The sequence below is a fragment of the Mycolicibacterium rhodesiae genome, from assembly GCF_002086695.1.
Classification (GTDB): domain Bacteria; phylum Actinomycetota; class Actinomycetes; order Mycobacteriales; family Mycobacteriaceae; genus Mycobacterium; species Mycobacterium rhodesiae.
Genome location: NZ_MVIH01000002.1, coordinates 498,921 through 511,802, shown reverse-complemented (window position 1 = coordinate 511,802; position 12,882 = coordinate 498,921). Strand labels below are relative to the sequence as shown.

At 67.6% G+C, this 12,882-nt stretch carries 12 protein-coding genes and 1 tRNA gene; 4 read left to right on the top strand and 9 right to left on the bottom strand.

Features of this window, described 5'->3' with window-relative positions; translation table 11 throughout:
• Positions 1-11: 11 nt before the first annotated feature.
• Together BST42_RS06355 and crgA are read right to left on the bottom strand one after the other, a co-directional pair.
• Positions 12-431 carry a PH domain-containing protein gene (locus BST42_RS06355; protein WP_083117709.1) on the bottom strand — a complete coding sequence of 140 codons (420 nt, stop codon included), beginning with the start codon at positions 429-431 and terminating at the stop codon, positions 12-14.
• Positions 432-586: 155 nt separating this feature from the next.
• Complete coding sequence (gene crgA, locus BST42_RS06350) at positions 587-868, bottom strand: cell division protein CrgA (protein ID WP_036342287.1); 282 nt, start codon at positions 866-868, stop codon at positions 587-589.
• A gap of 49 nt (positions 869-917) precedes the next feature.
• Between crgA and BST42_RS06345 the strand changes: the two genes are divergently transcribed.
• Positions 918-1,709, top strand: coding sequence for a DUF881 domain-containing protein (locus BST42_RS06345; RefSeq protein WP_083117708.1), 792 nt, complete (start codon positions 918-920; stop codon positions 1,707-1,709).
• A gap of 28 nt (positions 1,710-1,737) precedes the next feature.
• On the top strand, positions 1,738-2,457 hold the full coding sequence (locus BST42_RS06340; RefSeq protein WP_083117707.1) for an aminodeoxychorismate/anthranilate synthase component II: 720 nt from the start codon (positions 1,738-1,740) through the stop codon (positions 2,455-2,457).
• Here the strand turns inward: BST42_RS06340 and pknB are convergent.
• The 7 genes from pknB to BST42_RS06305 form a co-directional block, all read right to left on the bottom strand.
• Positions 2,441-4,321, bottom strand: coding sequence for a Stk1 family PASTA domain-containing Ser/Thr kinase (gene pknB, locus BST42_RS06335; RefSeq protein ID WP_083117706.1), 1,881 nt, complete (start codon positions 4,319-4,321; stop codon positions 2,441-2,443). The two genes, BST42_RS06340 and pknB, sit on opposite strands and share 17 nt — an antisense overlap.
• Positions 4,318-5,601, bottom strand: coding sequence for a protein kinase domain-containing protein (locus BST42_RS06330; RefSeq protein ID WP_083117705.1), 1,284 nt, complete (start codon positions 5,599-5,601; stop codon positions 4,318-4,320). Before BST42_RS06330 ends, pknB begins: the two co-directional genes overlap by 4 nt.
• Positions 5,602-5,632: 31 nt before the next feature.
• Positions 5,633-7,108 (bottom strand): D,D-transpeptidase PbpA, encoded by a 1,476-nt coding sequence (pbpA, locus tag BST42_RS06325; RefSeq protein ID WP_083117704.1) that lies wholly within the window; start codon positions 7,106-7,108, stop codon positions 5,633-5,635.
• On the bottom strand, positions 7,105-8,508 hold the full coding sequence (locus BST42_RS06320) for a peptidoglycan glycosyltransferase RodA (protein WP_083117703.1): 1,404 nt from the start codon (positions 8,506-8,508) through the stop codon (positions 7,105-7,107). Before BST42_RS06320 ends, pbpA begins: the two co-directional genes overlap by 4 nt.
• Entirely contained in the window at positions 8,505-10,109 is a 1,605-nt protein-coding gene (locus BST42_RS06315) for a PP2C family protein-serine/threonine phosphatase (RefSeq protein ID WP_083117702.1), read from the bottom strand. Before BST42_RS06315 ends, BST42_RS06320 begins: the two co-directional genes overlap by 4 nt.
• Entirely contained in the window at positions 10,106-10,573 is a 468-nt protein-coding gene (locus BST42_RS06310; RefSeq protein ID WP_036342296.1) for an FHA domain-containing protein FhaB/FipA, read from the bottom strand. The genes BST42_RS06315 and BST42_RS06310 overlap by 4 nt, the downstream gene beginning before the upstream one ends.
• A gap of 150 nt (positions 10,574-10,723) precedes the next feature.
• Positions 10,724-12,163, bottom strand: a complete 1,440-nt coding sequence (locus BST42_RS06305) for an FhaA domain-containing protein (RefSeq protein ID WP_083117701.1) — start codon at positions 12,161-12,163, stop codon at positions 10,724-10,726.
• Positions 12,164-12,388: 225 nt separating this feature from the next.
• On the opposite strand from BST42_RS06305, the gene BST42_RS06300 reads away from it, so the two are divergent.
• Positions 12,389-12,471: transfer RNA gene (locus BST42_RS06300), tRNA-Leu, on the top strand.
• Positions 12,472-12,576: 105 nt separating this feature from the next.
• A complete protein-coding gene (locus tag BST42_RS06295) occupies positions 12,577-12,864 on the top strand; it encodes a type VII secretion target (RefSeq protein ID WP_083117700.1) in 288 nt (95 codons plus the stop codon).
• Positions 12,865-12,882 lie beyond the last annotated feature (18 nt).

Here is a 12,882-nt window from a genome sequence, read left to right as displayed (position 1 = left end):
TCTCAACACCGTTACTGGCGGCCGGCGAATCCCGCGTCGGTCAATGCGTCCAGAACCTCGACCGGGTCGGTACCCAGATCCCACCGACTGAGCACGATCAACCGATCGGCCGTCGTGTCGATCTCGAGTAGTCGCGTCTTGCGGCCGATGCGGCGGAACTCGGTGATTCGAATCAGCGAGATGTCGGCTCGGCGCAATGTCTGGGCGCGGAACCACCCGCGATACACCAGGGCGTCACCGGTGATAGCCAGCCGGGGTCGCGCTCGCCATGATCCGATCGCGAACGCGATCAGTCCGAGCGCAGCAATCGCGGTGAGAATGCGCCCGGGCACATCTGTGATGGCGGTCACACAGACGATTGCCATCAAAATACCGCCGATCCCCAGAGCTGCGACGGCAGCAGTTTTCGGCGCCCATTCAGTTTGCTGCATAGCTGCCTTCAGTACCTCTACCGCGAGGTATGGAGTTATCCACAGGTGCTATCAACAATGGGGATGAATCACACGCGTGTGATTGGGTGACCAGGAGGTTGCCAGCGTTGGAACGGTGTTCGCACAGCATCGGGCTGCCGAGGGGTCGCCGCCGCTCAGCGCCACCGCATCGTCAGCAACAACCCGGAGATCATGAAGCCGAAGGCGATCGCGTAGTTCCAGGGGCCCAACTTGGCCATCCACTGCAGCGCGCTCGGGGTGTCGTAGCCGGAGGCGGCCAGCTGGAACACCAGCAGCCAGGCCAGGCCGATCAGCATCAAACTGATGAACAGCACCACGAACCACACGCTCGACGGTCCGGCCTTCACCTTGACCGGAGTGCGGCTCACCGGATTGACCGTGAAGTCGTTTTTCTTGCGAACCTTGGACTTGGGCATGGGTACCTTCGGGCCGGGATCTTCTGCGACGATGGTGCGCAGATCGTCTATGAGATTAACGCAGCGGCGCCGTGACCCGACAATTCCGGCGGCAGCAACGACGGGTGCCACGCGCTCGCCGTGGCGGTTCGGTGTCCCGGTGGTGTGCCTGTTGGCGGGCGTTCTGCTGGCCGCCACCCACGGTGTCTCCGGCGGCAGCGAGATCCGCCGCAGCGACTCACCCCGGCTCGTCGACCTGGTGCACGACGCGCAGCAGTCGGTCGACCGGCTCAGTGCCCAGCGCGACGCACTGGCGTCGCAGATCGATTCCACCCACGGCGGCGGGTCCGGCACTGCACTGGCGGCCATGCAGGCCCGCGCCGACGAGCTGGCCGCCGGCGCCGGGCTGAATCCGGTACACGGGCCCGGCTTGGTGGTCACCCTCTCCGATGCCCAGCGCGACGCCAACGGGCGCTTCCCCCGCGACGCCTCCCCCGACGACCTGGTGGTCCACCAGCAGGACATCCAGGCCGTCCTCAACGCCTTGTGGAGCGCCGGCGCCGAGGCGATCCAGATGCAGGACCAGCGCATCATCGGAACGTCCGCTCCGCGCTGCGTCGGCAACACCCTGCTGCTCAACGGACGCACCTACAGCCCGCCGTACACGATCACGGCGATCGGCGACGCGACCGCGATGCAGGCCGCGCTGGCGTCGGCCCCTCTGGTCACGCTGTACAAGCAGTACGTCGTCCGGTTCGGCCTGGGCTACAGCGAGCAGGTCCGCGACGACGTTCAGGTCGCCGGCTACACCGAGCCGGTGCGGATGCGCTACGCCCAGCCGGCGGGCCCGGTGGGCTACTGACCTGCACCACCCCAGGTAACCTGGCCTGATGCAGGTTTTGGTCGTCGACAATTACGACAGCTTCGTGTTCAACCTCGTCCAGTATCTGGGCCAGCTCGGGGTGGACGCGCAGGTCTGGCGCAACGACGATGAGCGCCTGGCCGACGAAGCCGGCGTTGCCGCCCGGTTCGACGGGATCCTGCTCAGTCCCGGGCCGGGGACACCAGAGCGTGCCGGAGCCTCCATCCCGCTGGTTCGCGCCTGTGCCACGACGGGCACGCCGCTGCTGGGTGTGTGCCTCGGACACCAGGCGATCGGTGTGGCGTTCGGCGGGACGGTCGACCGCGCACCCGAGCTGCTGCACGGCAAGACGAGCACCGTCTATCACACCAATATCGGTGTGCTGCACGGACTTCCGGACCCGTTCACGGCGACGCGCTATCACTCGCTGACGATCCTGCCGGAGACCATGCCGGCCGAACTCGAGGTGACCGCGCGCACCGAGGGTGGTGTCGTCATGGCCGTCCGCCACGTCGAACTGCCGATCCACGGCGTGCAGTTCCACCCGGAGTCGATCCTGACCGAGGGCGGCCACCGGATGCTGGCCAACTGGCTTGGCTTCTGCGGACAGGCTCCCGAGGAATCGCTGGTGTGCCGTCTCGAGCAGGAGGTCGCCGACACCGTGCGGCACGCCATCGGCGGGCAGGAGCGCAGCGACCGGGGGATCAATATCGTCGGCGGCGAGTTATCGGCTACGACGCAAAGCTGAGGGTGAGAGAGTCAGTGAACTTGACCGGCGTGCCCGGCGCCGGACTCTGGGTCACCACAGCATGGGACGGCTGACCGCTGTTCTGCACGTCACCGCCCTTGTCGAGTATCCCCGTCCACCCCAACGCCGCTAGCCGCTGTGAGGCGTCGGTCCAGAACATGCCCCGCAGATCCGGCATCACGAACTGATTGCCCTTCGACACCTTGATCTGGATCACGGTGTCCTGAGGGACCGTCTGTCCGTTGGGCGGATCGGTGCCGACCACCTGACCGGACGGCTCCGTGCTGTCCGTCGGAACCGGCAGCGTCTTGACGAAACCCGACGCCGTGAGGATCTGTTGAGCGACGTCGACCGTCTGGCCCGCGACCTCCGGCACCTCGGCGGTCTGCGGCCCGTTGCCGACGACCACCGTGATCTCGTTGGTGATTGCCGACGTCTGGTTGGCAGGCGGAATCGTGGACAGCACCTTGTCCTTGAGGTCCGGCGCCGACGCCGATGCCGTCTGCTTGAACTTGGTGAAGCCGGCGTCCTTGAGTTTCTGGACGCATTCGCCGTAGGTCAGGTTGGTGCAGTCGGGGACTTCGCGCTGCTCAGGCCCGGTCGACACGTTGATGACGACTTCGTCGCCGGCGCTGGCCTGCGAGTTGGCCGCAGGATCGGTGTCGATGACTTTCTCCGGTGGGACGGTGTTGTCCGGCTTCTGCTGGGTGCGGATCTTGAAGCCCTTGTTCTGCAATGCGGCGATCGCGTCGGCCTGACTCTGCCCGCGCACATCCGGGACCTGCAGGTTGCGGGGATTGCCGCTGACCATGTTGATGCCGATGGTCACCACCACGGTCAGGATCGCCAGCACCGCGACGACGATCAACCAGCGACCGATGGAGCCACCTGCCCGGTCGTTCTCGACAAGAGCGCCGTGCCGCGGGATCTCGTCGGTGTCGTCACCGCGCGAGGGCGCCGCCGGCGCCGCGTTGAGCAACGAGGTCCGCTCGGCGGCGCTGAGCACCTTCGGCGCTTCGGGAGCCTCGCCGTTGTGCACCCGCACCAGGTCGGTGCGCATCTCGGCGGCGGTCTGGTAGCGGTTGTCCGGATTCTTGGCCAGCGCCTTGAGCACCACCGCGTCCAGCTCCGGCGAAATGCCCGAATGCTTCTGCGACGGCGGCACCGGATCCTCGCGGACGTGCTGATATGCCACCGCCACCGGCGAATCACCGACGAATGGCGGCTCGCCGGTCAGGATCTCGTAGAGCACGCAGCCCAGCGAGTAGACGTCGGACCGTGCGTCGACCGGTTCCCCGCGGGCCTGCTCAGGCGACAGGTATTGCGCCGTGCCGATCACCGCCGCGGTCTGGGTGACGCTGTTGCCCGCGTCGGCCAGCGCGCGGGCGATACCGAAGTCCATGACCTTCACCGCGCCGGTCTTCGAAATCATGATGTTCGCCGGCTTGACGTCGCGGTGGATGATGCCGTGCTGGTGGCTGAAGTTCAGCGCCTGGCAGGCGTCGGCGATGATCTCGATGGCCCGCCGGTACGGGATCGGGCCGTCAGTGTGGACGATGTCGCGCAGCGTCACGCCTTCGACGTACTCCATCACGATGTACGGCAGCGGACCGTTGGCGGTCTCGGCCTCGCCGGTGTCGTAGACCGCCACGATCGCGGGGTGGTTCAGGGCGGCGGCGTTCTGCGCTTCGCGGCGAAACCGCAGGTAAAAGCTCGGGTCCCGGGCCAGGTCGGCGCGCAACACCTTGACAGCGACGTCGCGGTGCAGACGGGTGTCGCGGCCCATGTGCACCTCGGACATACCGCCGAAGCCGATGATCTCGCCCAGCTCGTAGCGGTCGGACAGGTGCTGTGGGGTGGTCATCGTGGTTTCTCGTCGGTGTGAACAGCCTCGGACAGCGAGCCGACAACATCCATGCTGGCAGCGCTGAATCGGGGTACCCCGATCTGTCCTCCAGGATTACCGGCGATGTGGTGATCCGTCCAACCCGACGGCGCGGCCTGGCTGGTGGGGGTGACGGTGTCGGTGACGGTCTGCTCGACGGGCTTGTTGTCCTTGCGGTCCCGGTCGGCCAGCACGATCAGGATGGCGCTGATGATCGCCAGCGCCCCCAACACGCCGGCCGCCCACAGCAGAGCCCGTTGGCCGGAGGAGAAGGTGCGCCGCGGTGGCGGCGGGCGGTGACTGCCGGTGTTGGCCCGCGGTCGCGTCCCGGTCGGTGGGGCGGCGGCAGGCATCCGCGGCGAACTGCCCGGGATCGACGCCGGGGTGGCGCGGATGGTCGGCGCGGAGTTGGGTCGCGGCGGGCGCCGACCCGCCCGCACGGCGGCGGTCGCGTCGGCGAACTGCCCACCGTTGCGATAGCGCATGCCCGGGTTCTTCACCAGGGTTATCTCGATCAGCTCGCGCACATTGGGCGGCAGGTCGGCAGGCAGCGGTGCAGGCGTCTCCTTGATGTGCTTCATCGCCACCGTCAGCGCACCGTCACCGATGAACGGCCGCTTACCCGAAACTGCCTCGTAGCCAACAACTCCCAACGAGTACACGTCACTGGCGGCGGTGGCGTCGTGACCCAGCGCCTGCTCGGGGGCGATGTACTGGGCGGTCCCCATCACCATTCCGGTCTGGGTGACCGGCGCCGCATCGACGGCTTTGGCGATACCGAAGTCGGTGAGCTTCACCTGGCCGGTCGGCGTGATCAGGATGTTGCCCGGCTTGACGTCGCGGTGTACCAGTCCGGCGGCGTGGGCCACCTGCAGCGCGCGACCGGTCTGCTCGAGCATGTCCAGGGCATGTCGCAGCGACAACCGGCCGGTGCGCTTGATCACCGAGTTCAACGGCTCACCGTTGATCAGTTCCATCACCAGATAGGCGGTGCGGCCTTCGCCGTCCATGTCGGTCTCGCCGTAGTCGTGCACGGCCGCGATGCCGGGGTGGTTGAGCATGGCGACGGTGCGCGCCTCGGCGCGGAACCGCTCGACGAACTCGGGGTCCGAGGAGAACTCCTGCTTGAGGACTTTGACCGCGACCCGGCGTCCCAACCGGCTGTCGACGGCCTCCCACACCTGGCCCATGCCGCCGGTGGCGATCAGTCGCTGCAGCCGGTAGCGGCCGGACAGCGTGACTCCTACGCGGGGGCTCATTGCTTGCCTCGCTTCGCTCGCCTGAGGGGACTCATGACGCCCCCTGCAATGCTGCGGCGATCGTCGCCCGGCCGACCGGGGCAGCCAACGCCCCGCCGGTGGCGTTCAACCGGTCCCCACCATTTTCGATCAGCACCGCGACCGCCACCTTGGGGCTCTGGGCTGGGGCGAAGGCGATGTACCAGGCATGGGGAGGGGTGTTGCGGGGGTCGGTACCGTGCTCCGCGGTGCCGGTTTTGGATGCGATCTGCACGCCGGGGATCGCCCCTTTCTGCTGGGTCATCTGTTCGGCGCCGATCATCAAATCCGTAAGTTTAGCCGCGACCTGCGTCGATACTGCACGCCGTTGCTGAGCAGGTGCTGCGGTGCTGATGCTCGACAGGTCCGGGCCCTTGAGGCTGTCCACCAGGTACGGCTGCATCATCACACCGGAGTTGGCGATCGTCGCCGCCACCAACGCGTTCTGCAAGGGTGTCACCGCCACGTCTTTCTGGCCCATGCTCGACATCCCCAGCGCTGCGGCGTCGGAGACCGGGCCGATGGTCGACTCCGCTACCTCCAACGGGATCGGCGCTGGTGGGCTGTCGAACCCGAACGCCTGCGCGGTGTTGCGCAACGCGTCAGCACCCACCCGGATACCCAATTCCACGAAAGCTGTATTGCACGAGCGGGCAAACGCTTCCCGGAGCGACGCGGTGGGGGCGCTGCCGCACGGTGTGCCGCCGTAGTTCTCCAGCGTGGCGGTGCTGTTCGGGAGCTGGATCCGGGGGGCGCTGGTGAGCTGATCGTTGTCGGTCACCCCGTTCTGCAGCGCCGCCGCGGTGGTGATCACCTTGAACGTCGAGCCTGGCGGGAAGGTCTCGGAGATGGCCCGGTTGGTCAACGGTGAGCCTGGGTCGTCGCGCAGCTGCTGCCAGGCGGCACCCTGTTCCTCGGTGTCGTGGGTGGCCAGCAGGTTGGGGTCGTACGACGGCGAGGACACCATCGCCAGGATCTTCCCGGTGGACGGCTCCAGGGCCACTACCGAGCCGCGGCATCCGCCGGTGCAGCCCCGCTGCATCGCCTCCCACGCGGCTTGCTGGATGCGCGGCACGATCGTGGTGTCGACGTTGCCCCCGCGTGGATCGCGACCGGTGAAGAAGTCGGCCAACCGGCGGCCGAACAACCGCTGATCGGAGCCGTTGAGGATGCCGTCTTCGGCGCGCTCGAGTCCCGTGCTGGAGTAGCGCAACGAGTAGAACCCCGTAATCGGTGCGTAGACAAGGGGATTCGGGTAGACGCGAAGGAATCGATAGTGGCCGTTGGTGGACACCGAGTAGGCCAGCAGCTGGCCGCCCGCGGTGATCTGGCCGCGCTGGCGGGAGTACTCGTCGAGCAGCACACGCTGGTTGCGCGGGTCGGCGCGCAGGCCGTCGGCGCGGAAGACCTGGGTGATCGTCGCGTTGAGCAACAGCAGCACGATCAACGCCATGATCATCACCGAAATGCGGCGCAGGGAAGTGTTCATACGCGCTCGATCACCTCGGTGCTCGACGACGCGATCGACGCATGCGGATTGGTGATGATCGGGCGCCGGGCGGCGTGCGAGATCTTCACCAAGATGGCCAGCAGTAGGTAGTTCGCCACCAGCGACGAGCCGCCGTAGGACATCCACGGCGTGGTCAGGCCGGTCAGCGGGATCAGCCCGGTGACCCCGCCGACGACGATGAACAGCTGGATCGCGAGCGTCGAGGCCAAGCCGGCGGCCAGCAGCTTGCCGAAGCTGTCGCGGACGGCGATCGCGGTGCGGAGCCCGCGCACGATCACGATCGCGTAGAGCATCAGCACTCCGGCCAAGCCGACCAGGCCGAGCTCTTCACCGATCGCGGCGATGATGAAGTCCGTTGACGCGGCGGGCACGGTGCCCGGTTGGCCGTTGCCCAGCCCGGTACCGAAGATGCCGCCGGTGGCAAAACTGAACTGCGACTGCACCATTTGATAGCCGGTGCCCTCGGGGTCCCCGAACGGATCCAGCCAGGTCTGAACCCGCACGCGCACATGCCCGAACAAGTAGTAGGCCACCACGCTGCCCGCGGCGAACAACGTCAGGCCGATGACCACCCAGCTGAACCGCTCGGTCGCGATGTAAACCATCACCAGGAACGAGGCGTACAGCAGAAGTGAAGTGCCCAAATCCTTTTCGAAGACCATGACGCCGACCGAGACGATCCAGGCCACCAGCAGTGGCGCCAGGTCGCGGGGTCGTGGCACGTCGGTGCCGAGGAAATGCTTGCCGGCGCTGGTGAACAGGTCACGCTTGGCTACCAGCACCGCGGCGAAGAAGATCAGCAGCAGGATCTTGGAGAACTCGGCGGGTTGAATGCTGAAGCCGGGGAACCGAATCCAGATCTTCGCACCGTTGGTCTCGGAGAAGTGACTGGGCAGCAGCGCGGGGATCGCCAGCAGCACGAGGCCGACCAGACCGCAGGTGTAGCCGTAGCGGGCCAGGATGCGGTGGTCTTTGAGGAAGACGACCACCAGCGAGAAGCCGAGCACGCCGACCAGCGTCCACAGCATCTGCTGTTCTTCGCTGGGTCCGCGTTGCGGAGCGATGGCGCCGCCGATCAGGTCGAGGCGGTGGATCATCACCAGGCCAAGTCCGTTGAGCAGCGCGACAACCGGCAGCAGGACCGGGTCGGCGTAGGGCGCGAACCGCCGGATAGCCAGGTGAGCGCACACGAACAAGGTGAGGAAGGCCAGCGTGGAACTCGCCAGGTCCCAACTGATGCCCTGCTCTTGGTTGGCCTCGACGATCAGCAGCGCCACCACGGTGATGAAGGTGGCGAAACACAGCAACACCAGTTCGGCGTTGCGGCGGGTCGGTGTCGCCGGCGCCAGCGCGACGGGTGCTTGCGGTTGGGTACTCATGCCGCCGCCCGGCAGTCGGTGCCCGGCTTCTGCGGCGCTGCGGGTAGTTGGGTCACCGTCGGAGCGGGGCTCGGCGCAGGTGCCGGAGCAACCGAAGACGTTGGGGCGGCGCCGCTTTCAGTGGACGACGGGGCCGGGCTCGATGATGCCGACGGCAGCGGTGGCGTGCTCGACGACGGAGCGGGCGCTGACGAGGAGGTCGGTGTGGGCGCCGACGGAGAGGTCGGTGCGACCGTGGGAACGGGCGCCGGCCCCGGCGCGGGAGATGCGCTCGGAGCCGGAGTCGGAGTGGCAGGCGGAGCCGGGGTGGGCGTCGGGGTGCTGGTCGGGGGCGGCGCGCACGGGGGCAGCACCGAGCTGTGCGCCAGTTCCCGCAGTTGCCCGATCGCGTCGTCGAGGGTTCCGGCGGGAAGCCCGGCCGAGACCTGCGCGCGCTCCGAGGGCCGAAGATCCTGTAATCGCATCAGCTGGCAGCCCAGCGAGTCGGTCGGCTGGCCATAACTGATCTGCGACAGCTCGTTGCGGTCGTTGAGGCAGCCCAACAGGTACGGCTCCTGAAGCGGATAACCCAGGATCGAGCCCTGGATACCGCGCATGATCGCCACGGTGCCGTTGTGGGCGCTGACGTAGTAATTACTGCGGATGATCTGCCGGCCGACCGCGAGACCGGCGAGTACCACCAGCAGGACCAGGGCGGCAGCGATGATCATCCGCCGCCGCGAGCGGGGCTTCGGCGGCGGCTCAGGCTCGGCCACAACCCGCTTGGCCGGCGCAGGCCGGGGGTTGAAGGCCGAGGCGCGGCCTGCTGCGGTGTTGGGCGGGGCGACATGGTCGTCGTCCCCCGACACCGCACCGGCCAGGATCGGCTGGGTCTGGCCGCCGTAGTCATGGTCGACGACATCGGCCACCACCACGGTGACGTTGTCCGGTCCGCCGCCACGCAGCGCCAGCTCGATCAGCCGGTCGGCGCTCTCGGCGACGTCGTCGATCTGCAGGGCTTCCAGGATGGTCTCCTGGCTGACCGGATCGGACAGGCCGTCAGAGCACAGCAGGTAGCGGTCGCCTTCCTTGGCTTCCCGCATGATCAGCGTCGGCTCGACCTCGTGACCCGTGAGCGCGCGCATGATCAGTGAACGCTGCGGATGGCTGTGGGCTTCTTCGGCGGTGATGCGCCCCTCGTCGACGAGGGTCTGCACGAAGGTGTCGTCCTTGGTGATCTGGGTCAGCTCGCCGTCGCGCAGCAGATAGCCGCGGGAGTCACCGATGTGGACAAGGCCAAGTCTGTTGCCCGCGAACAGGATTGCGGTCAGCGTGGTGCCCATGCCTTCGAGCTCGGGCTCCACTTCGACGTGTGCGGCAATCGCGGAGTTACCGTCGCGCACCGCGGAGTCGAGTTTGCTCAGCAGGTCGCCGCCGGGCTCGTCGTCGTCGAGGTGTGCCAGCGCCGCGATCACCAGCTGGGAGGCCACCTCGCCGGCTGCGTGCCCGCCCATGCCATCGGCCAGGGCAAGCAGGCGCGCGCCCGCGTAGACGGAGTCCTCGTTGTTGGCGCGGACCAGGCCGCGGTCGCTGCGGGCGGCATAGCGAAGGACGAGGGTCACGGGCGCAACTCGATCACCGTCTTGCCGATATGTACCGGCGTGCCAACCGGAACGCGTACTGCCGTCGTCACCTTCGCCCTGTCGAGGTATGTGCCGTTGGTCGATCCTAGGTCTTCCACGTACCAGTCGGCACCGCGCGGCGACAGCCGGGCGTGCCGAGTCGAGGAGTAATCGTCGGTCAGCACCAGCGTGGAGTCGTCAGCGCGGCCGATCAGCACCGGCTGGGTGCCCAAGGTGATCCGGGTGCCTGCCAGGGCTCCCTCGGTGACCACCAGGTAGCGGGCGGCGTGCCGTTGCTGGCGGGATGGCAGCAGGGTGCCGCGCAGCGCCAAGCCGCGGCGAACCATCACCGCGCCGGTCGGCGCGTAGATGTCGTTGCGCAGGACGCGCAACACAGACCAGATGAACAGCCACAGCAACAGCAGGAAGCCGGCGCGCGTCAGCTGCAGAACTAACCCCTGCATCCGGCGTCCTCTCCGTCCTCGTGCCCCGCTCGCCGTTCCCGCGATACCAGCAGGCACCGGGCCGACTTCGGCACCGTCACGATACTTGGACGCCGGTGGGTACGCGGGTGAAGCCACTCCGCGTCAACCAAGCTGCGACCTTCGCCGACCTCAGTGAACGCGGACGATGATCTCGGAGTGGCCCAGCCGGATGACGTCTCCGTCGGCCAGCTGCCACTCCTGCACCGGGGCGTTGTTCACCGTGGTCCCGTTGGTGGAATTCAGGTCCGACAGCAGCGCGACCTGGCCGTCCCACCGGATTTCCAGATGCCGGCGCGAGACGCCCGTATCGGGCAGCCGGAACTGGGCGTCCTGGCCGCGGCCGATCACATTGGCACCTTCGCGCAGCTGGTAGGTACGTCCGCTGCCGTCGTCGAGCTGCAGGGTGACCGCGTGTCCGGTGGACGGGTAATCACCCTGGGCGGGCGGCTGGGCGTATCCGCCGTAACCGCCTCCGGCGGGCTGGCCGTAGTCGTAGTCCCGCCCGGCGGGTTCGGCGTAGCCGCCCTGCTCATACCCGCGGCCGGCCGGCTGCCCGTAGTCCGGCTGGCCGTATTCCTGGCGGCCGTAGCCGCCGGCCGGCTGGCCGTAGCCCTGCTGCTCATAGCCACCCTGGTCGGGGTAGGCGGGGCGAGGCTCGGGACGGCCGTAGCCGGCGTCTTCGTGCCGGCCCGGACCGCGGCCGTAGTCGTAGTCGCTGGACGGCGGGCCCTGGGGTGCGTAACCGCCACCCTGCGGCGGACCGTAGGAGGGTGCGCCGTATCCGGGCGGCGGGCCCTGCCGGTAGCCCTGGTCGTAACCCTGGCCCTGGTCGTAGCCCTGGCCGCCGTAGCCGCCGGCCGGCGGACGCTGCTCGTGACCCTGGCCGCCGGGATACCCATATCCGCCCTGCTCGGGATACCCCGGCCGCTGGCCGTAGCCCTCGTTGGGCGGGGGGCCATAGCCACCCGGCTCGGGCGGATAGGGGCCACGCTGCTCGGGGGCGCCGCGCTGCTCATCCTGCGGGCGCGGGTAGCGCTCGTCGTAGTAGTCGTCGCCGGGCCGCCCCTGACCCTGGTCGCCTCGGTAGGTGGGGTCGTTGCTCATCGCTGGTACTCCTGGTTCTGCGGTGTACGCCTGGTTCGATTCTGGCGGGGCGGTTGTGGCGAGGGACGGGTGGGGGTCGACGTCCGGGTTGACGACGCCGCGCGCACGGTACTGGCCGGTGTGCAGATTCGGCGACTGCTCGAACCTGACGACCAGATCACCATACGTTTGCCATCCCTGATCACGGATGTAGCCGCCCAAGTGTTTGGCAAAAGTGTCCGTGGTGAGATCGCGATCGGCGCTGACCTTCTCGAAGTCAGCTGGACTGAGCGTAATGACGTACTCATTGGGGGCCAAAAATCGGTCATGTGGAAGCGTTTGCACACCCGCAGAGGCTTCCCGCCGCAGCGCGGCTTCCACCTCTGCCGGGACGATTGATCCGCCGAATACCCGGGCGAACGCGTCGCCCACGGTGTTCTCGAGTTTGCGCTCGATGCGTTGAACCAGACCTCTCTGGTTACTCATCTCACCGCCTAGCTCGAGTACGTGTGCGTGTTGCGTCGACGCTTGTTCACCTTGATGCTATCGGCCCAGGTCGACGCCCCGTCACCATGAGAATTCTGAGAATCGTGTTAGACCAGGTCAGGGCATCGAGGATGGCACCATGACGGGGGCCGCTAGGCTGGTCTGAGCCGCGGGCGCGAGTTGAGGTCCACCCCCTCGACCGTGATACGCTCCCCCGGTTGTTTTGGGCGAGTGGCGGAATGGCAGACGCGCTGGCTTCAGGTGCCAGTGTCCTTCGGGACGTGGGGGTTCAAGTCCCCCTTCGCCCACACAGTGGAGAAAAACCCCGGCTTCCGGCCGGGGCTTTTCTGTTGGCGGCAAGCGCTGCAACAGGCCTATATCCGCGCGGCGCCACAGCCGTTATATTGGCAAGTATGGGTTTGCTGGACGTTGATCCTGCTGGGCTGCAGAGGCTGGTCACCCAGTGTCAGTCATGGTCAGTGGGGGTAGCCGCGAGCGCGCCGTCGACGTCACCGGCTCCGTCGAGCCAGGCGTCGGCGGCAGCGGTCGACCTGGTGCACGCTGATGCTGCGTTGGCGGGAGCTGCCCTGAGTCGGCGCATTCAGTCGGTGGCGACGAGCCTCACCACCGCCGCGGCGGCGTACACCAGGACCGAGGACAATTCCGCGTCCGACCTCGGCGCGCTGAGTAGAAGTCTCTGAACTGGTGGCGGCCACCGC